Here is a 26,467-nt window from a genome sequence, read left to right as displayed (position 1 = left end):
GCGTAGGTCAAACGGCGGCCGACAGCACCACGATGCCGAGCACCAGCAGGTCGAGGCCGCGGAACAGCTGGCGGGCCAGGTTGGCGGGCATCGGCCCCATCGGGGTGTCCACGAAAGCCGGATTCGCGTAGTCAACGGCGGTGCGCGTGACCGTGCGCAGGATCGAAAGCACCGCCAGCGGCACGGCGAGCCACGCCCCGGCGCCGAACGACGTCCCACCCGCGAGGGTGACCACCGCGAGCACGCCCGTCCAGAGCAGGCCGGTGCCGGCGAGCACCACGCCGTGCGCCAGGACGAGGTCGCGGTCCGACGACCCGAGCCAGCGGCGGCGGCCCGGGTTGCGCCACAGCTCGCCGAGCCCGGCGCCGAACGGCGTCAGCGCGACGTACGCGCCGATGCCCACCAGGACCGCGCCCGGCAGGGTCGGCAACGCGAGGTGCGCGACGACCACCGCGAAGCCGACCAGCACCGCCGCACCCGCGTACCGCGACCGGCCGAGCGTGCCCGCGACCGCCAGCCGCAGCGGGGTCGGCCGGCGGACCGAGAGCCCGGTCGGCGCGGACGGCGGGAGCAGCATCATCGGGTCGAGGAAGGTGACGGCGACCGAGCGCAGCACCCGGCCGTCCCACCCGGCGAGCAGCGCGGACCGGCCCGCGCGCGAGACCGGTTCGCCGCCGAAGGCCAGCGGCAGCGCCGCGACCAGCACACCCGCCGCGACGAGCTCGACGGTCACCGGGCCGAGCCCGAGAGCGGTGATCGCCAGGCCGGCGACCGCCAGCACCAGCGGGCCGAACGCGTCGAACCGCAGCGACGTCCGCCGCGCGCTCACGAAGGCGACGACGGCGGTCGCGGCCACGACGGCGATGCCGGCACGCCACTGGTCCAGCCCCGCGCCACCGACCGCGAGCAGCAACGCGGCCAGGTAACCGGTCACCGCGACGACGCCGGTCCAGGCGCCGAGCAGCCGCAGCGTGACGACGCGGCCGCGGTCCACCGGCGCGAAGTCGAGCCAGGTCAGCTCCGCCGGTTCGACCCACGCGAACCCGCGGCGCAGCAGGCCGCGCCAGCCCACCGCGCAGCAGAGCGTGAGCAGGCCGAGCACGGCCGGGAAGTCGACGTGGGCCGAGCCGTAGACGGCCTGACGCCAGCCGTCGACGTGGAAGAAGGCGGTGAACAGGAACCCGAAGGCGAACAGGAAGAGGAACGACGCCGTGTCGCCGCTGAAGACCCCGCCGAACCGCTTGCGGCCCGGGATCCGCATCCGGCGCGGCGCGAGTGTCACCACAGCTCGAGCGTGCTGTCGGCGGCTTCGAGCAGCGGCGGGTGGTGGGTGGCCACCACGACCGCCGCGCCGGCCGCCGTCGACCGGGCGATCAGCTCGACCAGCCATTCCTTGCCTTCGACGTCGAGTGCGCGCTCAGGCTCGTCGAGCAGCAGGAGCTTGTGCGGCCGGGCGGTGACGCCGAGCAGGAGCAGGCGACGGCGTTGCCCCGCGGAGAAGTGCCCGGACGTGACGCGCATGCGGTCGCCCAGCCCCGCGTCGCGCAGCAGTTCCTCGTGGTCGCCGAGGTCGGCGCCGAACGAGCCGGACAGGAGTTCCAGGTGCTGCATCGGCGTCAGCTCGGCGAAGAAGTCGGAGTCGTCGAACAGCACGGACACCTTGCGGCGGAACTCGACGTCCCGCTCGTCCGGCGCCTTGCCGTCGACGAGGACCCGGCCCCGCTGCGGCTTCTGCATGCCGTAGAAGCAGCGCATCAGGGTCGACTTGCCGACGCCGTTCGGCCCGACGATCGCGGCGCACTCGCCGGGGTCGACGGAGAAGTCCAGGTCGTCGAACAGCCACAGTTCGCCGGCCCGGACCCCGATGCCCCGCGCGTCGATCATCGGAGATGCTCGAGCACCGGGGCGAACTCGTCGAGGAACATCTCGAGGATCGTGAAGTAGGTGAACCCCCACCGCTCCCGGTGCGCGCGGATCTGGTCGGCGATCTGGGCGGGCGTGCCGACGAGCGCGATCGGCAGCTCGCCGATCTGCTCGGCGGTCATCCCGCCCGGGACGAGCTGTTCGAGCTCGGCCAGGCCGGCCGCGCGGTCGTTCGTCACCTTCACGAACTGGCAGAGCAGGTTGAACTCGACCTCGGACGCCCGCTCGCCGAGCTTCGCCCGGACGAACGCCACGCGCTCGTCGACGTCCTCGGGCGTGCCCGCCGCGATGGGCGCGCCGTCCGGCGTCTTCGCCGTGCCGGTGAAGCCGATGATGTCGGCGTGCTCGACGGCCAGGCCGAGCACGCGGTCGCCGCGTCCGCCGAGCAGCAGCGGCGGGCCTTGCGGACGCACGGGCGACGGCTTGTGCTCGGGGTCGGCGTACAGCCGCTTCAGTTCGAGGATCGTGCGTTCGAGGTGGTCGACGCGCTCGCCGGCGGACGGGAACCGCATCCCGGCCGCTTCGAACTCCGCCTTGACGTACCCGGCGCCGAGCCCCAGCTCGAGCCGGCCGTCGGTGAACTGGTCGGTGCCCGTGACGTCGCGGGCGAGCAGCACCGGGTTGTAGAAGGGCGCGTTGAGCACGAAGGTGTTCAGCTTGACGCGGGAAGTGGCCTCGCCGGCGAGCACGAGCGACGGGAACGGCGTGGCCATGCCGAGGTGGTCGGCGACGGACAGGACGTCGTAGCCGAGGTCCTCGACCTTGCGGCACTTCTCGACCCACGCGGTGCGGCTGTCCGGAACCACCATGTTCACGCCGAAGCGGAAATCCCCAATCATGATCCCAACCTACTCACCGGTCGCGAAGCCGTTCGACCACCGGGGCCAGCCGGGGCAGGTCGTCTTCGATCACCGTGAAGTAGCTGATCCCGAGCGTCTCGCGGGTGCGCAGCAGCTGATCGGCGACGGCCTCGGCGGACCCCACGAGCACGGTCGGCAGTTCGCCCAGCTCTGCTGCGGACAGATCGGGCACCCGCCGGTTGACCGCTTCCAGCGCGCTTCGCCGGTCGTCGGTGATCCGCGTGAAGTGCACCAGCAGGTTCAGCTCGACGTCCCGGCCGTTCAACGCCTTCCGCGCGAACTCGACGCGCTCGGTCAGCTCGGCCGCGCCGGCCAGCGCCATCCGGCCTTCGGTCTTCGTCGCGGCGGTGCCGGTGAAGCCGACGATGTCGGCGTGCTCGGCGGCCAGCTTGAGCACGCGGTCACCGCGCCCGCCGAGCAGCAGCGGCGGGCCGGGCTTCTGCACGGGTTCCGGCTTGTGCGACGGGTCCGCGTAGAGCCGCTTCAGTTCCAGGACCGCGCGTTCGAGCCGGGCGAACCGCTGCCCGGGCGTGCCCCACTCGATCCCGGCCGCGTGGAACTCGTCCTCGACGTACCCCGCGCCGATGCCCAGCTCCAGCCGGCCGTCGGTGAACCGGTCGGTGCCCGTGACGTCCCGGGCGAGCAGCACCGGGTTGTGGAAGCAGGCGTTGATGACGAACGTGTTGAGCCGGACGCGTTCGGTCGCCTCGCCGGCCAGCACGAGCGCGGGGAACGGCGGCGCCATCCCGACGTGGTCGGCCGCGCCGACGACGTCGTAGCCGAGGTCCTCGGCCTTCCGGCACTTCTCCACCCACTCGGCCCGCGAGCCGGGCACCACCAGGTCCACGCCGAAGCGGAACGGTCTCATGGCAACGAAACTACTGGGAAAGGTAGAAGGGGACGCTTCCCGGATGCGGCCGGGAAGCGTCCCCTCCTGTCTCAGGGAGCTCAGCTCAGGCGCTGGGCCAGAGCGTCGAGCTCGTCACGCAGCGACGTCGGAACCTTGTCGCCGATCTTCTCGAACCACTCCTCGATCAGCGGCAGCTCTTCGCGCCACTCCTCGGGCTTGACGTCCAGGGCGGCCTGGATGTCCTCGATCGGCTCGGTCAGGCCCTCGGTGTCGAGGTCCTCGGCGCGCGGCACGAAGCCGACCGGCGTCTCGACGGCGTTGCCCTTGCCCTCGACGCGCTCGATGACCCACTTCAGGATCCGCGAGTTCTCGCCGAAGCCCGGCCACAGGAAGCGGCCGTCGTCGCCGCGGCGGAACCAGTTGACGTAGAAGATCTTCGGCAGCTTGTTCGCGTCGGCGTTCTTGCCCAGGTTCAGCCAGTGCTTGAAGTAGTCACCGGCGTGGTAGCCGAGGAACGGCAGCATCGCCATCGGGTCGCGGCGGACGTTGCCGACCGCGCCGGCCGCCGCCGCCGTCGTCTCCGACGACATCGTGGCACCCATGAAGACGCCGTGCTGCCAGTCGCGGGCCTCGTTCACCAGCGGGACCGTCGTCTTGCGGCGGCCGCCGAACAGGATCGCCGAGATCGGGACGCCCTTCGGGTCGTCCCACTCCGGCGCGAGGATCGGGCACTGCGACATCGGCGTGCAGTAGCGCGAGTTCGGGTGGGCGGCCTTCTCGTCCGAGTCGGGCGTCCAGTCCTGGTGCTTCCACGAGGTGGCGTGCGCGGGCTTGTTCTCCATGCCCTCCCACCAGATGTCGCCGTCGTCGGTCAGGGCGACGTTCGTGAAGACCGTGTTGCCCTTCTCGATCGTGCGCATGGCGTTCGGGTTGGTGTGCCAGTCGGTGCCCGGCGCGACGCCGAAGAAGCCGAACTCGGGGTTGACCGCGTACAGCCGGCCATCCTCGCCGAAGCGCATCCACGCGATGTCGTCGCCGAGGGTCTCGGCGCGCCAGCCCGGGATGGTCGGCTGCAGCATGGCGAGGTTGGTCTTGCCGCAGGCGCTCGGGAACGCGGCCGCGACGTAGTGGACCTTGTCCTCCGGCGAGATCAGCTTGAGGATCAGCATGTGCTCGGCGAGCCAGCCCTCGTCACGGGCCATCACCGAGGCGATGCGCAGCGAGTAGCACTTCTTGCCCAGCAGGGAGTTGCCGCCGTAGCCCGAGCCGTAGCTCCAGATCGCGCGCTCTTCGGGGAAGTGCGAAATGTACTTCGTTTCGTTGCAGGGCCAGGAAACGTCCTTCTGACCCGGCTCGAGCGGCGCACCCACGGAGTGGAGGGCGGGCACGAATTCGCGCTCGGTGCCATCCGGCGCGACGAACTTGTCGAGGGCCGCCTTGCCCGCGCGGGTCATCACGCGCATCGAAGCGACAACGTAGGCGAAATCGGTGATTTCGATACCCAGCTTGGGATTCTCGTCGGCGAGGGGACCCATGCAGAAGGGGATGACGTACATCGTGCGGCCGCGCATCGAGCCCCGGAAGAGCTCGGTCATGGTGGCTTTCATCTCGGCCGGGTCCATCCAGTTGTTCGTCGGCCCGGCGTCCTCGGGGCGCTCCGAACAGATGAACGTCCGGTCTTCGACGCGGGCGACGTCGTTCGGGTCGGAAGTGGCCCAGAAGGAGTTGGGCTTCGACTTGAGCTGCACGAACGTGCCGGCCTCGACCAGCTCCTGGTTGATCCGGGCGGCTTCTTCGTCGGACCCGTCGACCCACACCACGCGGTCCGGGGTGGTCAGCTCGGCGACCTCCCGGACGAAGGACAGCACGCCACTGTGCGTCGTCGGCGCGGTGTCCAGTCCGGGGATGGCGACTGCGGTCATCTCTACTCCTGACTTCCGACGACAAACGAGCCCGCACCGGAACGACGCTGTCCTGGTGCGGGCTCCATTGCCGGCGACCGAATGGCTTCGCGCACCGGGTGTGAACCGGTGTGCGGGATTTTGGGATTCTTCGAGAGTAACCGCATGACCGGCAGGTAACAGAGAGCTGACGTGTACGTTCTCTCACAAGACCGATAAGGGAATCGATTCAGAAGGTCAATTTCTTTTGTTGACGACATGAAGAAAGCCCGGGACCGAAGCCCCGGGCTTTCCAAACTATGACCTGAGTCACGTCAGTTCGGCGAAATCCACTGTCCCGTGCCGGAGTCGATGCGCGCGACGCCTTCCAGCGTCTGCGTGCCGGCGCCGCCCCATTCGGCGTCGCCCGCCGGGTCGCCCTCGCTGCCCGAATCCATCAGTCCACTGGAGACCTCGGTCCACTGGCCGGGTCCGGAGTGCTCGAACGTCGTGGTCGTGCCGTCCGCGTCGGTCTGCACGGCGATGTCCGCTTCGCCGTCGCCGTCCTTGTCGGTGAAGGCGATCGTGCCGCCGCTCTTCGTCTCGACGATGGCGGTGTCGTTGTGGCCGTCGTGGTCGGTGTCGATGGTCGCGGCACCGGCGTCGACCTCGCCGTCCGGCATGTCCGCGTGGATGTGGCCGCCGGAGCCGTCGTCGCGGCCGCCCGTGTCCGAGTCGTCGTGACCGCCCCCGGACGCCTCGACCCACTCGCCGCTGGCCTCGTCGTAGACGGCCTGCTCGACGACCTTCCCGTTCTCGTCCAGCACGGCGTACTGGTCGGCCTCACCGTCGTGGTTCGTGTCGATGAAGGCCTGGGCGGTGCCGTCGTCGTGTTCGACGATCGCGGTGTCGTCGACGCCGTCCTCGTTCACGTCGTAGTTGACCTCGGCCTGGTACTCCTGGCCGTCGACGTGGACGGTCATCGCGTTCGTACCGCTCGCGTCGGTGTCGCTGCCGCCGCTCTCGTCGACCCACATGGGAACTGCCCCCTTAGAACCGGGTAACGCCGTCTCTGACCTGCTGTCGGAGGGTATGACTCACCGTAGGCCCGTTCGGTTCCGCTCCACAACCGGGCGGGTGCTCAGGTCGTCTTGTCCCGCAGTGCCCGGATCCGGGTGAGGAACGCTTCGGCCCGGTCGCGGCCTTCGGAGACCTCTTTGAGCCGCTTCGACACGATGACGATCTTCTTGGCGCGCTCCTGGGCGCCCATCTTGATCGTCTTGTCGACTTCCTTCAGCTCCGCCTCGATGGCGTCGATGCGCCGGCCCAACGCCTCGTCCAGTGCCATCGACAGCTGCTGCTCGGCCTCGATGAGCTGCTCGGCGACGAGCTGGTCGAGCGTCGAGCGGGCGTCCGCGATGGCCTCGACCAGCCACTGCTTCATGTGCTGCTTGTCGGCCGCGTGCTTGCGGGTGCGGGCCATCCACCAGCCGGCGCCGAGGCCGATGATGATCGTCGCGGGCAGCACGACGGGGTTGAGGATCGCGACGCCGGCCAGCGGCAGCGCGGCCACCTTGCCCGCGCCGACCCCGCCGGAGATGCCCATGAAGACGAGCAGCTTGTCCTCGGCCGTCGGCGGCTTCTTGTCCGGCGGGCGCAGCACCACCGGCGGGCCGCCGGCCCGGGCGAACTGCGCGCGGATGACGTCCAGCTCCTCGGGGGAGAACAGCTCCGACAGCGAGACGTTGGTGACCTGGTTCAGCCGTTGCGAAAGCAGCATCGAAATGCGCTGCGACGTCGTCTGCAGCGCGATGTCGACCTGCTGGGGGAGCGCGGCCAGCTCGTCGCGCTTGGCCGCGTCGATCAGCTGGCGGAAGTGGGTCTGGGCGTCCCGCATCTGCCGGGCGCTCTCGTGCCCGACCTCGACGCGGGTGCGCTGCACCTCGCCGCGCAGCTTCAGCTGCCAGCCGCGGGTCGACGTCCGGCGCTCGGCCTGCAGCTGGTCACGGCGTTCGCGCAGCTGCTCGGCCTCGGCCTCACCCGCCGACAGCGCCCGGCTCTCGGCCTGCAGCTTCGCCTTCAGCTCGCCGAGGGCGCTGGACAACGCGCGCAGCGTGTTGGCCTCGCCGAGCATGGCCGAGCGGCCGACGAGCAGCTCCTGCAGCGCCGTCTGCACCGCGGCGACGCCGGACTTCTCCCGCAGCATCGCGGCCATCTGCTCGTTCGGCGCCTTCGCGGCCGTCTCGAACATCCGCGCCGACACCGGGTGGAACACGGCGTCGGCGAAGCGGGGCGCGTGGTCCCGCAGCAGCTGCTTGTCGGCCTCCATGACCTCGCGCCAGCCGCGGAACATGTCCACCTTGGTCAGCGCGAACACCACGGTCTCGACGCGCTCGCCGACGTCGCGCAGGAACTGCAGCTCGGTCGAGGTGAACGGCGCCGAGGCGTCGACGACGAACAGCAGCGCGGTCGCGCCCGCGGCGGCTTCCTTGGCCAGCTCGCCGTGCAGCGAGTCGAGCCCGCCGACGCCGGGGGTGTCGACCAGCGAGAGCCGTTCGAGCAGCGGGACCGGCCCGGTGACCTCGACGTACCGCGGCGGGAGCTGGCCGGGCGGCAGCTCGTGCGCGGCGGACACCCAGTTGATCAGCTGGCCGAGGTCGATCGGGACGGACGCGAGCTGGCCGGGGTAGCAGGCCTGCGCGCCCCACGCGTCGGCGTGGTCGAACACGAGGTAGGTGGCGGTGGCGACGTCGGCGTCCACAGGGGACAGTCCCGGCGTCGCGAGCAGCGCGTTGACCAGCGAGCTCTTCCCGCGGTTCGTCTCGCCGACGACCACCACGGCCGGCTTCTTCGGCCGGGCCCTGCGGACCTCGTCGACCCACTTGGCGGCGTCCGGATCGGCGTCGCGGACGACGGTCAGCAGCTGGTCGCGGGCCGTCTGGACCTGCGCGGGCAGGCTCGGCGCGGTCGGTGCGCTCACGGGTTCTTCTTCGCGTAGACGGTGACGATCGGGGCGCGCAGCAGCCGGTCGTGGTCGGCGAAGCCGGTGACCTCGGTTTCCGCGACGACGCCGTCGAGCGCGGGGTCGTCGGTCGGGACCGCGCCGCCCGCCTCGTGGCGAGCCGGGTCGAACCGCTCGCCGTCGGGGCGCAGGGCCTGGACGCCGATCGCGGCGAGCCCTTCTTCGAGGCGTTCGACGACGCCGCCGCTGCGGGCGCGGTCCAGGGCGTACAGGCACATCTGGATCAGCGCGTGGCGATCCGCGAGCGCCCGATCGAGATCACTCACCTGCTGCAAGGGGTGCACATCGGTGTCCGACGCGGCGGACCCGCGGTCGGTTCCGTCCTTGCGAAACCACGCCATGCGGACAGTCTGGCGGATTCAGCCGCCAGCCGGGGGCGAAACCGGGCGAAGGAACCGGATCAGGATCGTCCGGAGGATCGCCTGTTCGGCCGCGAGATCGAGGTCGGAGTCGAGACTGGCCCGGGAAATGATCGCGTCGAGCAGTCCGGCGACCCAGCCGGCGGCCGCGGGTGCCGGCAGGCCGGGGTCGATCAGCCCGGCCTCGACAGCCCGCTCGAGGAGCACGGCCAGGCCGTCGCGCAAGGCGCCGTCGTTGCGGTGGATCAGCTCCGCGAAGTCGTCGTCGCGGGCGGCCTGCGCGGCGGCCTCCAGGACGAGCCGGACCACGGCGGGGTGCGCGAGCTGGCCCGCCAGCTCGGCGACGACGTCGAGCAGCCCGGCGAACGGGTTATCCGCCTTCGCGGCGGCTTCGAGGCGTTCGGCCGTCTGGGCCGCGTCGTCGGTGAAGATCGCCGTGAACACCGCGCGCTTGCTGGGGAAGTAGTGGAAGAGGCTGCCGGAGCTGATGCCCGCGGCCCGGCAGATGTCCGCGGTCGTCGTCCGCTCGAAGCCCTTCTCGGCGAAGCAGCCGGCGGCCGCGTCGACGATCGAGGCACGCTTGGCCGCGTGCTTGGCCGGGTCGACCGTCCTCATCGCTCGACCGGCGGTTCGTCGAGCCAGGGGTAACCGTGCTCGGCGAACGCGGGTGCCAGCTCACTGGTGCGCAGGTCGGTCTTTTCGCGGGCGATTTCCCGGCCGTCGGTGGTGCGCAGGACGAGTTCCTTGCCGTCGAGGTAGACGGCTTCGAGGTCCGCCTCGATGCGCCGCGTCTTGTCGCCGCGGACCAGCGTGACGCGGGTCGGCGACACCGTGACGACCAGCCGTTCGACCGCCCAGACCACGGCGAACACGAGGCCGAGCACGAGCCCGCCGGCGACCGCGGCGAGCGTCGCCCACGGCTGCGGCAGCTTGGTGAGCACCTTGAACACGCCCTGGAACGGGAAGGCGTCCAGGCCGCTGACCCACGCCGCGATGGCCCAGACGCCGACGCCGAGCGCGCCGCCGACCAGCGGGCAGCCGATCCAGGACGCGGTGCGCAGCCACGACGGCTCGTCGACGGTCGTCTCCATGCCGTCTATTATTAGACCGCGTGCTCGGTTTATGAAAGCCGGGGGTCAGACGAGCTGGTCGATCACCTCGCGGAGCACGGCTTCGAGGCCGGGGCCGTCCTCGGCGAGCCGGGACGAGACGAGCAACTGGTCCTCCGCCGTGCGCAGCCAGATCGACCCTGCGACGGAGATCTCGATGACGTTCAGCCGGAAGGGGTACGCGCGCCGGCCCAGCCGGACCTCGGCCTCGCGCACGAGCTGGCCGAGCCGTTCACCGGCCACGATCTGGCGCCGGTAGAAGCCGGGCGCCCACGGCGTGCCGCCCGACGGCTCGCCCGCGCCGCGCAGGGCGGGCCCGCGCGCGTTGGCGAAGTGGCGGGCCGCGGCGGGCCCGAAGAAGTCGAGCGCCTGGCGCATCGCCGAGCCCTGCGCGAGCGCGGGCCTGCCGTAGCGGGAGCGCGGGCTGCGCGGGTCCGGGTCCTCGCGGTTGCGCAGGAAGGCCAGCAGGTCGGTCCACCAGTCGGCCCACTGCGCCTGGACGGCCGCGCGGTCGATCTCGGGTGGGACGTGCACCGGGACCTGCGGCTCCACGGGCGGCAGCACCTGTCCTTCGGAAACGGACAGCGCGAGGGCGTCACGGATGTACAGCGCGACGTCGATCTCGTTCTCGCTGCTCCAGCCCGCTCGCCACGATGTCGTGTTTTCTAGGCGCACGTCTCAACAGTACGCGGGAAACGGGTCCTGACCGGCGAAGTCGGCAAGCAGAAACAAACTCAGGCTTCGCGGACTTGTTGCCACATCAAGAAGTAGGCCCGGTGCACGACGTGCGCGACCCGGCTCTGCGCGGGCGTCGCGCCGAAGGACGCGAACGACCGCCACCACCCCGCGCGTTCGAGCGCGTGCGCGGCCAGCTCCGGCCGGGGCGCGCCGGGCTTGCCGAGCTGGGCCCCGATGTCGGCGTTGCTGCCGACGCGCAGGACCTCCTCGGACAGGTCTTCCGGCATGTCGACCGCGCCGGACGCGACCAGCGTCAGCGCTTCGAGCAGCCGCAGCTGGTGGGCCTCGGGCTTGGCGAGCAGCACCTCGATGGCGTCGTGGACGCGCTGGCGTTCGCCCGGGTCGCCGGAGGCGTGCGCGAGCGCGGTGACCGACGCCAGCGCCGCGGCCGCCTTGATGCCGTCGGCGCGGGCGGCGAACACGATCGACAGCCGCTGCCGCACCGCTTCCAGACCCGACGCGTCGAGCAGCGAACGCCGCAGCGCGCCCGCCGTGATCTCCGGTTCCTTGCGGATGGCCTCGACGGCGTGCGAGATGCCGAACAGGTCGAGCTTCTCCAGCAGCCGCAGCCGGGTGCCCGACGGGACGTCGCACTCCCAGGTCGTGAAGATGTCGGCCGAGATCAGCATGGTCTGCAGGACGTCGTCGTCGAGGTCGGCGAGCTGCCGCAGCGCATCGGCGTCGGCGGAGGTGAACCCGCCCGATTCGGCGGACTCGGCGATCAGGCCGATCACCGGCAGCACGTCGGCCACGCGCGGCTTCAACGTGCTCGCCTGCTTCTCCGACAGGATCGTCGCGGCCTTCCAGACGTCGCCGTCCGCGCCCTCGACCGACTCCGGCGCGATGGTGTCGGCCTTGTTCAGCACGGCGATGGCGTTGACCGGGCCCGCTTCGCGGCTCGCGGTGGCGGCGGTGAAGGCGGCGAGGGCCTGCTGGTCGTCGGCGCGGACGCCCTGGGTCACGACGTAGAGGACGGCTTCGGCGCCGGCGACGGCGTTGCGCGAGGTGTCGTCGAGCTCGTCGGAGCCTTCTTCGTCCTCGCTGTGCTTCGCGGCGCCCAGCAGCTGCTCGGTCCGGGACACCGAAGCGGCGTCGAGCGAGCCGAGACCGGGGGTGTCGATCACGGTCATGCCCTGCAGGACGGCGTTGGTCAGGTACGCCTCGATGTGCGACACCTTGTCGATGTCGACGCCCAGCTCGGCCGGGATCATGCCGTCGGCGGCGAAGGGGAGCACCTGCTTGCGGCCGTCGGTGAAGACGATCTCGACGCGGTCGACCGTGCCGTACTGGAACCGCGTCACCAGCCGCGTGCACTCGCCGATGTCGGTCGGCGCGACCCGGCGCCCGATCAGCGCGTTGACCAGCGTCGACTTGCCCGACTTGATCCGCCCGGCGACGGCCACCTGCAGTGGCGCGCCGAGCCGGCGCAGCACTTCGGCGAAGCCGGCCGCGGTGCGCGCGGAGACCTGCGACTGCAGGCGGTGGCACAGGTTGGCCACCGACATCGACAGCGGTCCCGCGAGCCGGCCCTGCTCCGGTGACGTCACGGCCCCCATGCCTCCCCTCGTACGGACAACCCCGTGAATCGTGCCATGTCCCTCATCCGCAGGTCGCACCGAAGGTGGTACCGGCGACCGACGCGCGATCCCGGGCCCGCGACCTAGTGTTGCCTGGTGCGACGGCTGAGTCTTTGGATGCGTGCCCACCCCATGGCGGGCGACACGGTGCTCGCCGTCCTGCTGGGCCTGGTCGACCTGCTGCTCTTCGTCGCCGACCAGTTCACCGAGCTGCCGGAGCTGCCGCCCTGGTACGTCGCCGTGCCGATCATCGTCGCGATGGTCGCGCCGCTGGTGTTCCGGCGGAAGTCGCCGCTGTGGTCGGCCTACGTCGTGCTGGTGATCAGCATCGTGCACGCGACGCTGATGCTCGGCATCGGCAGCGCCGCCGGGCTGGCGATGAGCATCTACTCGGTCGTCGTCTACGCCGGGCGGCGCCAGGGGCTGATCTTCGTCGGGGCGGTCATCGTCTCGTCGGCCGTGCAGCTGGCGCTGGAACCGCCGGACGAGGAGCTCGTCATCGCGATCCTGTTCCTCGCGTTCGGCATCGCGCTGTGCTGGACGCTCGGCGAGTTCGTCGGCGCCCGGCGCGCCTACGACGTGGAAGTGGAGGCCAGGTTGCACCTGCTCGAGACCGAACGGGACCAGGCCACCCGGATCGCGGTGGCCGAGGAGCGCGGGCGGATCGCGCGCGAGCTGCACGACGTCGTCGCGCACGCGGTGAGCGTCATGGTGGTGCAGGCCGACGGCGCGTCCTACGCGATCGAGAGCAACCCCGAGCTCGCTCAACGGGCCCTGCAAACGATTTCCGAGACCGGCCGCGGTGCGCTCGGCGAGCTGCGGCGCCTGCTCGACGTGCTCCGCAGCGACGACGCCGACGGCGAACCCCGCGTCCCGCAGCCGGACGCGCACGCCATCGCCGACCTGGCCGACCGGATGCGCACCGCCGGTGTGCCGGTCGAGCTGGAGGCCGACGACCTGGGCGACCTGCCCGCCGGCGTCTCGCTCGGGATCTACCGGATCGTGCAGGAGTCGCTGACGAACACGCTCAAGCACGCCGGCCGCGGCGCGACGGCGTCGGTGCGGGTGCACCGGACCGGCGACCTGGTGGAGGTGCTGGTGTCCGACGACGGCGCCGGGCGCGTCCCGCAGCTGGCGGGTTCCGCGCAGCGCCTGCCGGGCGGCAACGGCTTGATCGGCATGCGCGAACGCGCGCACGTGTACGGCGGGACGCTCGACGTGGGCCCCGCTCCGGGTGGTGGGTGGCAGGTCCGCGCGGCCCTGCCGGTTAGGTTGGACAAGTGATCCGGGTGGTGGTCGTCGACGACCAGGAACTGATGCGCGTCGGGTTCCGCATGGTGCTGGGCGCACAGGCCGACATCGACGTCGTCGGCGAGGCGGGCGACGGCGCGCAGGCGATCGAACTGGCTTCGCAACTGCGGCCCGACGTCGTCCTGATGGACGTCCGGATGCCGGTGCTCGACGGGGTCGAGGCGACCAAGCGGATCGTCGCGGCCGGCACCGCGCGCGTGCTCGTGATGACGACGTTCGACCTCGACGAGTACGTCTACGCGGCGCTGCAGGGTGGCGCGAGCGGGTTCCTGCTGAAGGACACCCAGCCCGGCCACCTGGTGTCGGCCCTGCGGGCGGTGGCTTCGGGCGACGCGGTGGTGTCGCCATCGGTGACCCGCCGCCTGCTCGACCGTTTCGTCGGTTCCGGCGGCACGCCGATGCGCGACACCGCGGAGCTGGACGTGCTGACCGACCGCGAGCGCGAGGTGCTCGTGCTGATCGCGAAGGGCATGTCGAACCTGGAGATCGCGGAGGCGCTGTTCCTCTCGGAGGCGACGGTGAAGACGCACGTCGGGCGGATCCTGGCGAAGCTGGAGCTGCGGGACCGGGTGCAGGCCGTGGTTTTGGCCTACGAAACCGGCCTCGCCCGCCCCGGCCTCGCCTGAATCAGCGGAAGTTGTCCGGTGGAGTCGTCGCCGGGTCCTTGCCCGCGTTGCGGACTTCGGTGATCCAGCGGCCGAAGTCGGGGCGGTCGCCGTCGATGTCCGTGTGATTGTACTCGTGCATCAACGTCCAGGACGCCAGTGTTTGGCCGGCGAAGCGGGACACCGCGGGGTCCTGGGCCAGGGCTGCGACGCCGCGGGCCAGCAGGTACGGCGTCTCGGAAATCTTGAAGTCGACCGGGGCCAGCTTGCCCACCGCGTCTCGCCAGTTTTCCTCGGTGACCTCGAAGTGGTCGAGCATCGACTCCGAACGCAGGAAGCCCGGCGTCACCGCGAGGCCGACGCAGTCGTTCTTCTTCAGCTCCACGCCCAGCGCCCGGCCGAGTGCGCGGATGCCGCACTTGGCCAGGTAGTAGGGGAGGCCCGCGCCGACGTAGTCGTCGTTGTCGCCGTCGGTCACCTCCAGCACCAGGCCGCGGCGAGCCACCACCAGGGGCAGCAGCTTGTGCAGCGCGATCAGGTGGGTGTCCAACGCGTTGTGCGTCAAGGTGAGCGCGTCTTCGAGGGGTGTCTCCCAGAACGGCGCGTCGAAGTGGAAGTACATGTCGCCGCCCCAGACGTCGTCGACCAGGAGGTCGATTCCGTCCACTTCGGACTCGATGCGCGTCCTCAAAGCGTCCACATCGGACTGGGACGTGAAGTCGCAGCGGACGACCACGGCCTTGCCGCCCGCCGCCTCGACCAGCTCGCCCGTCTCTTCGATCGTTTCCGGGCGCTTCATCGGTGACACCGTTTCGCGCGTTGTGCGGCCGGTGACGTACACCGTCGCGCCCGCGCGGCCCAGCTCCACCGCGATCGCCCGGCCGCAGCCCCGGGTCGCCCCCGTGACCACCGCTACCTTGCCTTCGAGACTCATGAATCCTCCCGTCCCCGCCACGCGATCAAAACCGCGTCGACGTCCTCCGCCAGCCGGTCGGCCAGCCGCCCGTGCGGCCGGATCGACCAGTCGATCGACACTCCGTTGATCACGTCCAGCACGACCCGGGCCGCCCGCGGCACGCCCGGCGCGTGCGGCAACGACCCTGCCGCCGCCCGCACCAGCCGCCGCAGTTCTTCCTCGACCGCCGTGAAGTGCTCGCCCAGCAGCGACCGCAGCACCGGGTCGCCGATGTCCACGCCGAGCTGGCCCAGGTGGTTCGCCGCCTCTTCGGCGTCACCGAGGACCGCGTAGACCGCCACCGCCGCGGCGCGCAGGCCGTCGACCGGGTCGTCCGCCCGCTCGGCGCACTCCCGCATCTGCTCGACCGCCCGCCGCGTGGCCCGCCGGCTCATCTCCTGCAGCAGGCCGCTCTTCGAGCCGAACCGCTGCGCGACCGTGCCGACCGAAACCCCGGCCTCCGAAGCCACCTGCGCGAGCGTGAAACCGGGGCCGCACCGGCCGATCACGGTCTCCGCCGCACCCAGCAGCCGCTCGTCGGTGATGCTCCTCGGCCGGGCCACGCCATTATTGAACCATAGTTCATTAATGACGTCGAATCAGGGTCGTCTCAGGGTCATCACGGATCGCGCATCAGCCGAAGAGCCAGCAAGGTACTACTCAGGTAGGGGGAGCGGTTAGGCCCGCAGGGTGACGCGCGAACCGCCCCCGACCCGCGACGATGAACGCGTCGTAAGCGAGGGGCGGAAGAGGAGCAGTCATGATCGAGGCAACCGGCCTCACCAAGCGGTACGGGAAGACACTGGCGGTGAACAACCTGTCGTTCTCCGTGGCCGCGGGTCAGGTCACCGGCTTCCTCGGCCCGAACGGGGCGGGCAAGTCCACCACCATGCGGATGATCCTGGGCCTGGACAACCCGACGGGCGGCCAGGTCACCATCGGGGGCAAGAAGTACCACGAACTCAAGGAACCGCTGCGCACCGTCGGCGCGCTGCTCGACGCGAAGTGGGTGCACCCGAACCGCTCGGCGCGCGCCCACCTGCTGTGGATGGCGAAGTCCAACCGCATCCCGGCGAGCCGCGTCGACGAGGTGCTCGAGACCGTCGGCCTGACCAGCGTCGCGGGCAAGCGCGCCGGCGGGTTCTCGCTCGGCATGTCGCAGCGGCTCGGCATCGCGGCCGCCCTGCTGGGCGACCCGGAAGTACTGCTGTTCGACGAGCCGGTCAACGGCCTGGACCCGGAGGGCATCCTCTGGATCCGGAAGTTCATGCACCGCCTGGCCGAGGAAGGCCGCACGGTGTTCGTGTCGAGCCACCTGCTTTCGGAAATGGCGCTGACCGCCAGCAACCTCGTGGTGATCGGCCGGGGACAGCTGATTTCGCAGTCGTCCACCGAAGACTTCGTCGCCCGCGCCGCGGAGAACACGGTCAAGGTGCGCTCGCCGCAGCTGGCCGAGATGCGCGACGCCCTGCAGCGCGCCAGCGCCGGCGTCGTCGAGGAGGCGAACGCGCTCGTGGTGTCCGGGATGGACAGCGACAAGATCGGCGAGATCGCCGCCGCCAACCGGATCGTGCTGCACGAGCTGAGCCCGCAGACCGGCTCGCTGGAGCAGGCCTTCATGCAGATCACCGGCGACTCCGTCGAGTACCACACCGGCCTCGACGCCGAGGCGCAGCACGTGCTCGAGTCCGCCAAGTAACCGGGGAAACCAAGACCATGAACCTGCTCGCCGTGGAACGCATCAAGCTGTTCTCCACTCGTTCGCCGTGGTGGTGCGCGCTCATCACCCTGGCCCTGACCATCGGCTTCGCCGCCATCATCGCCGGCGCGACGCCGTCCGACGCGCAGCTCACGCTGCCGGCCACCCAGTTCGGCGGCTCCCAGTTCGGGATCGCCGTCGTGATGGTGCTCGCCGCGCTCGCGGTGACCACCGAATACCGCTTCAACACCATCCGCACCACGTTCCAGGCCGTGCCGCACCGCTCGCCGGCGCTGATCGCCAAGGCGGTCGTCGTGGCGCTCGTGGCGCTGGTGATCGGGGAGATCGCCGCGTTCGGCGCGCTGGGCCTCGGCATGCTCATGCGGCCGGACGACGGCCTCGGCCTGCACACCTCGCAGGACTGGATGAACGTCGCGGGCCTCGGCCCGGTGTTCGCCCTCAGCGCGGTGCTCGCCGTCGCGCTCGGGATCCTCATCCGGCACAGCGCCGGTGCCATCGCACTGCTGCTCATCTACTACTTGGCCGTAGAGGAGCTGGTGCAGCTCATCCCGAAGATCGGCGCCCACATCCACGAGTGGATGCCGTTCAACGTGGCGAACAAGTTCCTGCGCGGCTCGGCGGTCGTCGACGGCCCCCCGCCGTCGGACTCGCCGCTGAGCCCGGGCTGGGCGCTGGCGTACTTCGCCGGCATCGCGGTCGTGTTCCTGCTCATCGCACTCGGGGTCGCGAAGAAGCGGGACGCATAAGGGGGAACAAGGGGATAAAGGGGAAAACGGGAATCCGGGTCGCGCTGTCGGGGGGCGACCCGGATTCCCTTTTGTCGGTACGCTCCCCAGGTGATCGAAGCGAACGCGCTGACCAAGCGGTACGGCGCCACCACCGCCGTCAACGAGCTGACGTTCACCGCGCGGTCCGGCCGCGTCACCGGCTTCCTCGGCCCGAACGGCGCCGGCAAGTCCACGACCATGCGGCTGGTCCTCGGCCTCGACACCCCCGACGCGGGCACCGTCCTCGTCGACGGCGTCCCGTACCGGCAGCTGAAAGATCCACTTCGGACGGTCGGCGCGATGCTGGACGCCACCTGGCGCCACCCCGGCCGCAGCGGGCGCGACCACCTGCGCTGGCTGGCCGCGACCAACGGCCTCCCCGAGAAGCGCGTCGACGAGGTGCTCGCCCTGGTCGGGCTGACCAGCGCCGAGGGCCGCCGCGCCGGGCAGTACTCGCTCGGCATGCTGCAGCGGCTCGGCATCGCCTGCACGCTGCTCGGCGACCCCCGCGTGCTGCTGTTCGACGAGCCGGTGAACGGCCTCGACCCCGAGGGCATGGCCTGGATCCGCCAGCTGCTGCACGCGCTGGCCGCCGAGGGCCGGACCGTCTTCGTCTCCAGCCACCTGCTGCCCGAGATGGCGCAGACCGCCCAGGACCTGGTCGTGATCGGCCGGGGCCGGCTGATCTACCAGGGCACCATGGACGACTTCGTCGCGCAGACGAGCCAGCACGGTGTGCGCGTGCGCACCCCGCACGCCGACGAGCTGCGCGCCGCGCTGACCGGGCAGGCGGAGTTCACCGAAGACGGCGGCGCGTTCGTGGTGTCCGGAATGGACAGTGACCGGATCGGGCAGCTCGCCTTCGACGCCGGCGCGACGCTGCACGAGCTGAGCCCGATCACCGGCTCGCTCGAACAGGCCTACCTCGACCTCACCCGCGAGGCCACCGAGTTCACCGCTGGAGCCGGCCGATGACCACCACCGCCAACCTGCTGCGCGCCGAGCGCATCAAGCTCTTCAGCACCCGGGCGCCGTGGTGGTGCCTGGCGCTCGCGCTGGCCGCGCCGCTCGGGTTCACCGCGCTGTTCTTCGCGCTGGCCGGCCCGGAGATCCCGCCGACGGTCGGCAACACCCAGCTCGCGAGCGGAAACGGCCGGACCGTGCTGGTCGTCCTCGCGATCCTCGCGACGGCGTCGGAGTTCAACTGGGGCACCATGCGGCTGACGTTCCAGGCCGTGCCGAGCCGGGTGCCCGCGCTGCTGGCGAAGGTGGCCGTCGTCGGCGCGGTCGGTGCCGGGCTCGGGCTGCTCGTCGGCTTCGGCTCGTGGGGGCTCGCGACGGTGGTGAACCCGGACGCCGACCTCGCACTGCACTCCGGCGCGGAGTGGCGCTCGGTGCTCGGGCAGAGCCTGGTCTTCCTGCTCTCCGCGGTGGCCGGCGTCGGCGTCGCCCTGCTGCTGCGCAGTGTCGCCTTCGCGCTGACGATCGTGCTCGTCTGGACGCAGGTGCTCGAAGGCGTGGTGATCTTCATCCCGGGCGCGGGCAAGCACATCTACCAGTGGATGCCGTTCCACGCGGCCGACCAGTTCGTCGGCGCCGGCGGGCTCGGCGCGGGGCCGATGCAGCTGCCGGCCGCGCCGCTCGGGCCGTGGGGGTACCTCGGTTACTTCGCGGCGATCTGCGTTGCACTGTTCGTGGCCGGGGTCATCACCACGGCACGCCGCGACGCCTGAGCGTGACGGCGCTGTCAATAGCTCAAAAATTCGTGTTAACAAAAGATGAAGAGGCTGTGGCTTCTCTCACAGGCACCGGACATACTGCTATGACCAGGCAATATTCGTAAGTGAGCACCGGAACCGTCTGCGCTCCCCTGGAGGTGATCCTTGACGGTGAACACCGGGCAAGAATTGGGCGGCACCATTCCCCGAGCTCGCGTCGAAGACGACGTACCCCGGCTCGAACCCATGCTGGACCTCGAATGGTCGCGGGCGATCGAGCTCCCGCAGACCGCCGCGGCGGCCGCGAACCCGGCCGAGCTGCGCCGGGCGTGGGTGCACCGCGCGCCCGAAGACCGCGTCCTGGCCCTCTTCCGCGCCTCGGCAGGCATGGCGGGGCCGATTCCCGCGCCGTGGTGGCTGCGGGCGGTGGCCGACGGCACCCTCGATTCGCGGGAACAGGGTTTCCGCGTCGAAGACCGCATCGCGCAGCTGCTCGGCAGGCGGCCGGGCTGGGAATTCGTCCCGTGGGCGGCGGACGGCGAATCCGGCTACTGGGAGTTCATGCCGTCCGAACGCGGGAAATCGGGGCACGCGATTCCCACGACGGTGATGAACACCGACCGGCACCCGGGCTGGATCGACGTCCTGCCCGCGCACACCGGGCCGACGCCGGAACCGATCGCGATCGCCGGGCTGGCGGGCCTGCGGTCTCGTCTCGGGGTGCTCGAAGCCGTTCGTTAACCTCGGTGAGTGGAAAACGAGGACCAGCCCCGGCTGCGCAGCGTGGTCAGCTACGTCAAGCGCGGTGGCCGGATGACCGTCGGGCAGCAACGAGCGTGGGACGAACTGTGGCCGAAGCTCGGCCGCACGGTCGGTGAGCTGCCCGCCGGAACGCTGGACTTCACCGAGTGGTTCGGCCGCGAAGCGCCGGTCATGCTGGAGATCGGGTCCGGCATGGGCGAGACGACCTCGCAGCTGGCCGCCGCCGCGCCGGAGCTGAACTACGTCGCCGCCGAGGTCTACGACCCGGGCCTCGGCCAGCTGATGCTGCGCGCCGAAAAGCTGGGCGTCGAAAACCTGCGGCTGCTGCACGGTGACGCCGTCGTGCTGCTGACCGAGCACGTCGAGCCGGACACGCTGCACGGCGTCCGGCTGTTCTTCCCGGACCCCTGGCCGAAGAAGAAGCACCACAAGCGGCGGATCGTGTCGCCGTCGTTCGCCGCGCTCGTGGCGTCGCGGCTCGCGCCCGGCGGCACCTTCCACATGGCGACCGACTGGGAGAACTACGCCGAGCAGATGCTCGAGGTCTGCTCCGCCGAACCGGCGTTGAAGAACCGGTACGACGGCTGGGCGCCGCGGCCGGAGTGGCGGCCGGTGACCAAGTTCGAGCAGCGCGCCGACGTCGACGGCCGCGTCTCCCACGACCTGATCTTCGAAAAGCGGTAGGAGTTCGCCCCTCCCCCGACAGAGGGGCGAACTTCCTCCCTATTCCTCGGCCAGCGGCTCGGCCTGCACCCGCTTGAGGGCGGGCGTGCAGACCGACGCGCCGAGCAGGGCCACGCCGACGCCGAGCACGACCGGCGCCAGCAGCCACGGGCTGAGCACGATGCCCCGCGGGTCGACCATGCTGTAGAGCCCAACACCGACCAGTACCCCGACGATTCCCGCGCCGATGGTGGCGACCAGAGCGGGCAGCGCGGCCTCCATCCGCAACGCCCTCGCCAGCACCCGCACCGGCGTGCCGGCGGCCATCAGCGCCCCGAACGTGCGACGGCGGTCCATCACCGAGCCCGCGGTCGCGACCGCGGCACTGCAGCCGGCCAGCACACCAGCGGCGATCAGCCCGATCACCGTGACCCGGCGCAGGTCGCCGAGCTCGGTCTGCTGGTTGAACAGGTACTGGTCCCGGCTGCCGATCTCCTCGCCGGCGGCCGGAGCGGCCAGCGCCGTCCGGACGATCTCGCGGTTGGCGTCGGTGGTCGGCGCGACGACGGTGACGTACTTCGGCGTGAAGCCGTCCGGCAGCGCGGCCGGGTCGATGATCGACGTGCTCGACAGGTCCGAATCGGGCAGGCGGATCGCTTCCGCCCGCGTCCCCGACTTGACCGGCGACGCCTGCCCTTCCCAGGTGTCGGTGATCTTGAACTGCGCCAGGTCGAGCGCCGAGTCGCCGAAGACGGCCGGCCCGCCCGTGCAGTTCTCCGCGGTGAGCCCGAACCGGGTCAGCTTCACCGCGTCGGCGCAGGTCAGCACCAGCGCGCGGTGACCGGTGCGGTTGTTCCCCTCGCCCTGGACCAGGTAGACCTCGCCGACGGCGACGGCCTTCTCGGACTGCCCGTACTTCTGCAGCGACGCGTTGGCCTGCTCGACGAGCTTGCTCGCGTGCTGCCCGTCGGTGTCGACGTAGAGCGCGGAGTCCACGAACGACCGCCCGCCGCCGGCCATCGACTCGAACGTCGGCAGCAGCGTCAGCGCCATCGACCCGGCGAACACCGCGAGCACGATCCCGGCGGAGGCGCGGTAGGCGCCCTTCGGGTCGTCACGCAGGCGGCGGCCGGCGAGCAGCGCCGACGGGCGCCGCCAGATCCGGACGAACGTGCCACCCACCGCCGACGTCACCCACGGCCCGACGATCGCGGCCGAGCCGACCAGCAGGAACAGCCCCGCCATGACCATCGTGATGCCGCCGGAGTCCTTCGCCGTCGTCACCGAGACGAGGAAGAACAGCCCGGCCGCGGGCAGCGCCAGCAGCCGCCACCAGCGCAACGGCTTCTTCGTGTGGCCGCCCGTCGCGAACAGCGGGTTCTTGAGCACGCGGCGCAGGCCGAGGACACCGGCGAGCACCACGAGCACCGGGATGGCCAGGACGATGAACACCGTCAGGCCGACCGGCAGCGCGAAGTCGGACGCGAGCCACGTGCCGCCGCCCCACGGCACGAACGACGCGAGGCCGTGCAGCGCCGGGCTGATCAGCAGGCCCAGCAGCGCGCCGATGCCCGCGGACAACGTCGTCTCGGCGGCCACCATGTTCGTGACCTGCCCCGGCGTCGCCCCGGCCAGCCGGATCGCGGCCAGCCGCCGCTCGCGCCGGGCCGCGGTCAGCCGCGCCGAAGACGCGACGAGCACCAGGCTCGGCACCAGCAGCACGATGATCCCGACCCAGGACAGCAGCATGAGCAGCGCGTCCGGGCTCGCCTTCCCGGCGGGGAAGCCCCCGATCGGGTCGGCGCGCACCGGCATCGCGTCCGGCGTGTGCCCGACGAGCGCGACGAGCTGCTCCGGGTAGCGGAGGCCGTCTTCGCCGAGCGCGCCGACGGGCTTGCCGAACCGGTCGCCGAGCTGGTCGGCCGGGTGGCCCTGCAGGAGCCGGCCGAGTGCGGGCGACACGACGGTCTCGCCGGGTCCCGGCAGCTGCGGCACCCCGGGCGGCAGCGCGACTCCGGCCGCCGCGGTGCCGGGGGCCGGCGCGACGTCGACGCGCATGATCTGCTGCCCGTCGAAGTAGTCCTTCGACGAGCTGTAGAGGATCTTGGCCGGGGCGTCGCCGGCGAGGCCGCTGTAGAAGTGTTCGCCCTGCCAGAGGGCACGCTGCTCGCGCTGCTGCGTGGCGAACGGCAGCGTCGCCAGCAGCAGCACCAGCCCGGTCGCGACGGCCACCCCGATCGCGGTGAGGATCGCCGACGTCCGGGTCCGCCGGTCGACCTTCAGCACCCGCAGGGCGATCTGGAGCGAGTTCACGCTGCCAGCTTCGTCGCGATGAGGCCGTCGCGGATGGCGACGGTCTTGGGCATCGACTCGGCCAGCTCGCGGTCGTGGGTCACCACGATCACCGCGGCGCCCGTCTCGTGGGCGGCGCCGAGCAGGGCGTCCATCGTGTCGCGGCCGGTGCGCGTGTCGAGGGCGCCGGTCGGCTCGTCGGCGAAGATGACCTTCGGCCGGTGGGTCAGCGCCCGGGCGATCGCGACGCGCTGAGCCTCGCCGCCGGACAGCTCGCCGGGACGGCGCTTCTCCTTGCCGGCCAGGCCGAGGCGCGAGAGCCACTGGCGGCCGGCGTCGATGGCTTCCTTGCGGCCGAGCCCCGCCAGCAGCGACGGCAGCGCGACGTTCTCTTCGGCCGACAGCTCCGCGACCAGCATCCCCGACTGGAAGACGAAGCCGAACTCGGTGCGGCGCAGCTCGCTGCGCTTCTTCTCGCCGAGGTGGTCGATCCGCTGCCCGGCCAGGAAGATCTGCCCGTCGTCGGCCTTGAGGATGCCGGCCAGGACGTGCAGCAGCGACGTCTTGCCCGAGCCCGACGGCCCGACGATCGCGACGGCGTCCCGCGGCTGGATGTCGATGTCGATGCCGGCCAGGGCGTACTGCGCGCCGTAGCGCTTCACGAGCCCGCGGCCGGAGAGCACCGGCCCATTTGTCCACTGTGGAGTGTTCGGGTCCACCACGTTCTCCCTGTCGGTTCGGATCTTGACGCCGACGAGCTTCGCGGAGAGCCGGGGGTGTCCACTTCGGGCAGACGGCCAGTCACGCCCGGTGCGGCATCGGCCGATCGGCCGAGGGAGCGCGGGCCACTCGGCCAAGGTGCGAACGCGGGCGGATCCTCTAACGTCACGTTGTGACCGCCGCGCCCCCGCCGAAAACGCTGTACACCCGCGTCGCCGCCCTCGTGCGGCGCATCGGCGTGCCCTCGGCCGTCCTGTACGCCGCCCTGCTCTTCGACGTCGTCTACACGACCCAGGCGGCCCTCGACGACCACGGTCCCAAGTTCATCGACTTCGGGCTGCTGCCCGGCATCTTCGCGATGACCGCCTGCGCGGTGTGGGCGCAGAAGCGCGCCGCGGTCGCGGGCGTGGCCGGTGGCGCGGTGCTCGTGTTCTCGACGCTGTGGATCCACGCGTTCCACGTCCCGCCGTACTCCAGCGTGCTGCCGAAGATCACCATCACCGAGGTCGTGGCCGGGGTGCTGATGGTCTACTACGTCACCCGGCGCGCGCGGGCGGGCGTGGCGTTCTGCGTGGTCAGCTTCCTGGTCGTCGGCGGGCTGATCGCCCTCTTCGGCCGGTACCGCGGCGTCGACGACATCGACGGCGGCACGGCGACCCAGGGGCTGGTGTTCGGCCTGCTGCTGCTCCTCGGCCCGGTCGTCCCCGCCATCACGCTCCGGGACCGCCGTCCGAAGGCCGATCCGCGGACGCGGAAGCTGCAGCGGGTCAACGAGCTGGCCATGGGCCAGTGGCCGCTGATCGGGCTGCTCGGGTTCGCGCTGCTGTTCGAGTTCGGCTACACGTACTCGAGCAACGCCCGCGGGTTCCCGATCCTGTTCTGCTCGCTCGTCGCGGCCCTCATCGCGGTGCTCTCGCCGCGGCGGCCCGCGGACGCGCTCCTCGGCGTCGCCGGGATCATGCTGGTGTCCACGCTCGTCACGCCGTTCCTGCACCTGCGCTACGACTACCCGATGCCGGGCGGCGTCCCGGCCGTGCAGGTCATCGCCGGGATGGGCGTGGTGGTGAACGTGACCCGGGCCCGCGGGCTGAGCCAGTCGTGGCCGCGGATCGGCATCCTGTCCGCCGTCGTGGCGCTCGGCGCGATCGTCAACTCGAACAAGCCGTCCGGCCTGACGACCGATCCGCAGACGCTGTCCATCCTGGCGTTCACCGCGACGCTGCTGCTGGGCGTCTCGATCGCGATCGGCATGATGCTGCGGTCGCGCGACTCCGAGCGCACGACGGTCGTCCAGTCCGCGGTGGCCGACGCGCAGACCGCCGAGCGGATGGCGCTGGCCCGCGAGCTGCACGACGTCGTCGCCCACCACGTCACCGGGATCGTCGTGCAGGCCCAGGCCGCGCGGATGATGGCCTCGCAGAAGCCGGAGGTCGCGGTCGAGGCGATGGCCCGGATCGAGAACGCGGGCGTCGAGGCGCTGGCCGCGATGCGGCGGCTGGTCCGGTCCATGCGCGGCGACGCGCCCGCCGGGTCGAGCGAGTTCAGCGAGCAGGCCACCACCGATCTTGGAGCCGACCTGCGGAAACTGGTCGAGACCGCCAACCACGGCGTGCCGACGTCGATGCACCTCGACCTGCCACCGGACCTGCCGCACGAGGTCGGCCGCTCGGCGCTGCGGCTCGTGCAGGAGTCGCTGACGAACGTCGGCAAGCACGCCTCGGACGCGACCGACGCGTTCGTGCTGGCCGAGGTGAGCGGCTCGGAGCTGCACCTGCGGGTGACGGACAACGGCCACGAGACGGCGCGGCGGCCCGCCGGCGGCTCGGGCGGATACGGTCTGGTCGGCATGCGCGAACGCGTCGCGCTGCTCAAGGGACGGCTGTCGGCCGGGCGCGGCCCGGACGGCGGCTGGCGCGTCGAAGCGTGGCTGCCGCTGGCGGCCGGGGAAGACACGGAAGGGGACGAGTGATCCGGGTACTGATCGCCGACGACCAGGAGATGGTGCGGATGGGCTTCCGCATGATCCTGGACGCGCAGGACGACATCGAGGTCGTCGCCGACGTCGCGGACGGCGTCTCGGCGGTGTCGAAGGCCCGCGAGCTGCGCCCGGACGTCTGCCTGCTCGACATCCGCATGCCGGGCCTCGACGGGCTGGAGGTCACCCGGCAGCTGGCCGGCCCGGACGTCGCCGACCCGCTGAAGGTGGTCGTCGTGACGACGTTCGACCTCGACGAGTACGTGCACACGGCGTTGCGCAACGGCGCACACGGCTTCCTGCTCAAGGACGCGGGCCCGGCACTGCTGATCGAGGCGGTCCGCGCGGCCGACCGCGGCGACGCGCTGGTTTCCCCGCAGATCACGATCCGCCTGCTCAAGCACTTCGACGGCGGCTCGACCCGGTCGCAGGTGGCCCCGCCGTCGGAACCGCTGACCGCGCGGGAGATGGACGTCGTCAAGGCGGCGGCGCGCGGGCTGACGAACACCGAGATCGGCGCGGAGCTGTTCCTGTCGCTGTCGACGGTGAAGACGCACCTGGCGTCGGTGCAGGGAAAGATCGGCGCACGCAACCGCGTGGAAATCGCCGCCTGGGCGTGGCGGAGTGGAGTCGTCTCGTAATCCAGGGTGCGTAGTATCCA

26 protein-coding genes are annotated in these 26,467 nt (G+C 71.2%); 10 read left to right on the top strand and 16 right to left on the bottom strand.

The window, feature by feature from the left end; genetic code table 11:
* Window positions 1–7 precede the first annotated feature (7 nt).
* From ACIQWX_RS06270 to ACIQWX_RS06215, 12 genes are all read right to left on the bottom strand, one after another.
* A complete protein-coding gene (locus ACIQWX_RS06270; protein ID WP_400866331.1) occupies window positions 8–1,285 on the bottom strand; it encodes a hypothetical protein in 1,278 nt (425 codons plus the stop codon).
* On the bottom strand, window positions 1,279–1,884 hold the full coding sequence (locus ACIQWX_RS06265; RefSeq protein WP_400866329.1) for an ATP-binding cassette domain-containing protein: 606 nt from the start codon (window positions 1,882–1,884) through the stop codon (window positions 1,279–1,281). Before ACIQWX_RS06265 ends, ACIQWX_RS06270 begins: the two co-directional genes overlap by 7 nt.
* A complete protein-coding gene (locus ACIQWX_RS06260) occupies window positions 1,881–2,762 on the bottom strand; it encodes an LLM class F420-dependent oxidoreductase (protein ID WP_400866326.1) in 882 nt (293 codons plus the stop codon). The genes ACIQWX_RS06265 and ACIQWX_RS06260 overlap by 4 nt, the downstream gene beginning before the upstream one ends.
* A 13-nt stretch (window positions 2,763–2,775) precedes the next feature.
* Window positions 2,776–3,651 (bottom strand): TIGR03621 family F420-dependent LLM class oxidoreductase, encoded by an 876-nt coding sequence (locus tag ACIQWX_RS06255; RefSeq protein WP_400866323.1) that lies wholly within the window; start codon window positions 3,649–3,651, stop codon window positions 2,776–2,778.
* Between the two features lie 80 nt (window positions 3,652–3,731).
* Complete coding sequence (locus tag ACIQWX_RS06250; RefSeq protein ID WP_400866320.1) at window positions 3,732–5,555, bottom strand: phosphoenolpyruvate carboxykinase (GTP); 1,824 nt, start codon at window positions 5,553–5,555, stop codon at window positions 3,732–3,734.
* A 293-nt stretch (window positions 5,556–5,848) separates the two neighbouring features.
* Window positions 5,849–6,550: a hypothetical protein gene (locus ACIQWX_RS06245; protein ID WP_400866317.1), complete on the bottom strand. Its 702-nt coding sequence runs from the start codon at window positions 6,548–6,550 to the stop codon at window positions 5,849–5,851.
* A gap of 104 nt (window positions 6,551–6,654) precedes the next feature.
* On the bottom strand, window positions 6,655–8,493 hold the full coding sequence (locus ACIQWX_RS06240; protein ID WP_400866315.1) for a dynamin family protein: 1,839 nt from the start codon (window positions 8,491–8,493) through the stop codon (window positions 6,655–6,657).
* A complete protein-coding gene (locus ACIQWX_RS06235) occupies window positions 8,490–8,876 on the bottom strand; it encodes a nucleotide exchange factor GrpE (protein ID WP_400866312.1) in 387 nt (128 codons plus the stop codon). Before ACIQWX_RS06235 ends, ACIQWX_RS06240 begins: the two co-directional genes overlap by 4 nt.
* 18 nt (window positions 8,877–8,894) lie before the next feature.
* Window positions 8,895–9,509, bottom strand: a complete 615-nt coding sequence (locus ACIQWX_RS06230; RefSeq protein WP_400866310.1) for a TetR/AcrR family transcriptional regulator — start codon at window positions 9,507–9,509, stop codon at window positions 8,895–8,897.
* Window positions 9,506–9,985 (bottom strand): hypothetical protein, encoded by a 480-nt coding sequence (locus tag ACIQWX_RS06225; protein ID WP_400866307.1) that lies wholly within the window; start codon window positions 9,983–9,985, stop codon window positions 9,506–9,508. Before ACIQWX_RS06225 ends, ACIQWX_RS06230 begins: the two co-directional genes overlap by 4 nt.
* Before the next feature lie 45 nt (window positions 9,986–10,030).
* Window positions 10,031–10,678, bottom strand: coding sequence for a hypothetical protein (locus tag ACIQWX_RS06220; RefSeq protein WP_400866305.1), 648 nt, complete (start codon window positions 10,676–10,678; stop codon window positions 10,031–10,033).
* A gap of 59 nt (window positions 10,679–10,737) precedes the next feature.
* Entirely contained in the window at window positions 10,738–12,297 is a 1,560-nt protein-coding gene (locus tag ACIQWX_RS06215) for a dynamin family protein (RefSeq protein WP_400866304.1), read from the bottom strand.
* 153 nt (window positions 12,298–12,450) lie between these two features.
* Between ACIQWX_RS06215 and ACIQWX_RS06210 the strand changes: the two genes are divergently transcribed.
* Window positions 12,451–13,602, top strand: a complete 1,152-nt coding sequence (locus tag ACIQWX_RS06210; RefSeq protein WP_400869412.1) for a sensor histidine kinase — start codon at window positions 12,451–12,453, stop codon at window positions 13,600–13,602.
* On the top strand, window positions 13,599–14,255 hold the full coding sequence (locus ACIQWX_RS06205) for a response regulator transcription factor (RefSeq protein WP_125309175.1): 657 nt from the start codon (window positions 13,599–13,601) through the stop codon (window positions 14,253–14,255). Before ACIQWX_RS06210 ends, ACIQWX_RS06205 begins: the two co-directional genes overlap by 4 nt.
* A gap of 1 nt (window position 14,256) precedes the next feature.
* On the opposite strand, the gene ACIQWX_RS06200 is transcribed toward ACIQWX_RS06205, so the two are convergent.
* Window positions 14,257–15,168: an SDR family NAD(P)-dependent oxidoreductase gene (locus tag ACIQWX_RS06200; protein ID WP_400866301.1), complete on the bottom strand. Its 912-nt coding sequence runs from the start codon at window positions 15,166–15,168 to the stop codon at window positions 14,257–14,259.
* Window positions 15,165–15,752, bottom strand: a complete 588-nt coding sequence (locus ACIQWX_RS06195) for a TetR/AcrR family transcriptional regulator (RefSeq protein ID WP_400866298.1) — start codon at window positions 15,750–15,752, stop codon at window positions 15,165–15,167. The genes ACIQWX_RS06200 and ACIQWX_RS06195 overlap by 4 nt, the downstream gene beginning before the upstream one ends.
* 197 nt (window positions 15,753–15,949) lie before the next feature.
* Here ACIQWX_RS06195 and ACIQWX_RS06190 point away from each other — a divergent pair, with 197 nt between their 5' ends.
* The 6 genes from ACIQWX_RS06190 to trmB all read left to right on the top strand — a co-directional run bounded on the left by ACIQWX_RS06190 (window position 15,950) and on the right by trmB (window position 20,840).
* Window positions 15,950–16,888 (top strand): ABC transporter ATP-binding protein, encoded by a 939-nt coding sequence (locus tag ACIQWX_RS06190; RefSeq protein WP_400866295.1) that lies wholly within the window; start codon window positions 15,950–15,952, stop codon window positions 16,886–16,888.
* A 17-nt stretch (window positions 16,889–16,905) separates the two neighbouring features.
* Window positions 16,906–17,655, top strand: coding sequence for an ABC transporter permease (locus tag ACIQWX_RS06185; RefSeq protein WP_400866293.1), 750 nt, complete (start codon window positions 16,906–16,908; stop codon window positions 17,653–17,655).
* Window positions 17,656–17,745: 90 nt separating this feature from the next.
* Window positions 17,746–18,651 (top strand): ABC transporter ATP-binding protein, encoded by a 906-nt coding sequence (locus ACIQWX_RS06180; protein WP_400866291.1) that lies wholly within the window; start codon window positions 17,746–17,748, stop codon window positions 18,649–18,651.
* On the top strand, window positions 18,648–19,409 hold the full coding sequence (locus tag ACIQWX_RS06175; protein ID WP_400866290.1) for a hypothetical protein: 762 nt from the start codon (window positions 18,648–18,650) through the stop codon (window positions 19,407–19,409). The genes ACIQWX_RS06180 and ACIQWX_RS06175 overlap by 4 nt, the downstream gene beginning before the upstream one ends.
* 174 nt (window positions 19,410–19,583) lie before the next feature.
* Complete coding sequence (locus ACIQWX_RS06170) at window positions 19,584–20,135, top strand: hypothetical protein (RefSeq protein WP_400869410.1); 552 nt, start codon at window positions 19,584–19,586, stop codon at window positions 20,133–20,135.
* A gap of 9 nt (window positions 20,136–20,144) precedes the next feature.
* The gene (trmB, locus tag ACIQWX_RS06165) at window positions 20,145–20,840 is read left to right on the top strand and encodes a tRNA (guanosine(46)-N7)-methyltransferase TrmB (protein WP_400866287.1); all 696 of its coding nucleotides are present in this window, start codon (window positions 20,145–20,147) and stop codon (window positions 20,838–20,840) included.
* 39 nt (window positions 20,841–20,879) lie between these two features.
* On the opposite strand, the gene ACIQWX_RS06160 is transcribed toward trmB, so the two are convergent.
* Together ACIQWX_RS06160 and ACIQWX_RS06155 are read right to left on the bottom strand one after the other, a co-directional pair.
* Entirely contained in the window at window positions 20,880–23,132 is a 2,253-nt protein-coding gene (locus ACIQWX_RS06160; protein ID WP_400866284.1) for an FtsX-like permease family protein, read from the bottom strand.
* Window positions 23,129–23,830, bottom strand: coding sequence for an ABC transporter ATP-binding protein (locus ACIQWX_RS06155; protein ID WP_400866281.1), 702 nt, complete (start codon window positions 23,828–23,830; stop codon window positions 23,129–23,131). The genes ACIQWX_RS06160 and ACIQWX_RS06155 overlap by 4 nt, the downstream gene beginning before the upstream one ends.
* A gap of 173 nt (window positions 23,831–24,003) precedes the next feature.
* On the opposite strand from ACIQWX_RS06155, the gene ACIQWX_RS06150 reads away from it, so the two are divergent.
* The gene (locus ACIQWX_RS06150) at window positions 24,004–25,800 is read left to right on the top strand and encodes a sensor histidine kinase (RefSeq protein WP_400866279.1); all 1,797 of its coding nucleotides are present in this window, start codon (window positions 24,004–24,006) and stop codon (window positions 25,798–25,800) included.
* The gene (locus ACIQWX_RS06145) at window positions 25,797–26,447 is read left to right on the top strand and encodes a response regulator (protein WP_400866277.1); all 651 of its coding nucleotides are present in this window, start codon (window positions 25,797–25,799) and stop codon (window positions 26,445–26,447) included. The genes ACIQWX_RS06150 and ACIQWX_RS06145 overlap by 4 nt, the downstream gene beginning before the upstream one ends.
* Window positions 26,448–26,467: the final 20 nt, after the last annotated feature.

Source organism: Amycolatopsis sp. NPDC098790 (assembly GCF_044759945.1).
Taxonomy (GTDB): Bacteria; Actinomycetota; Actinomycetes; order Mycobacteriales; family Pseudonocardiaceae; genus Amycolatopsis.
This window is presented reverse-complemented; position numbering and strand designations above follow the sequence as displayed.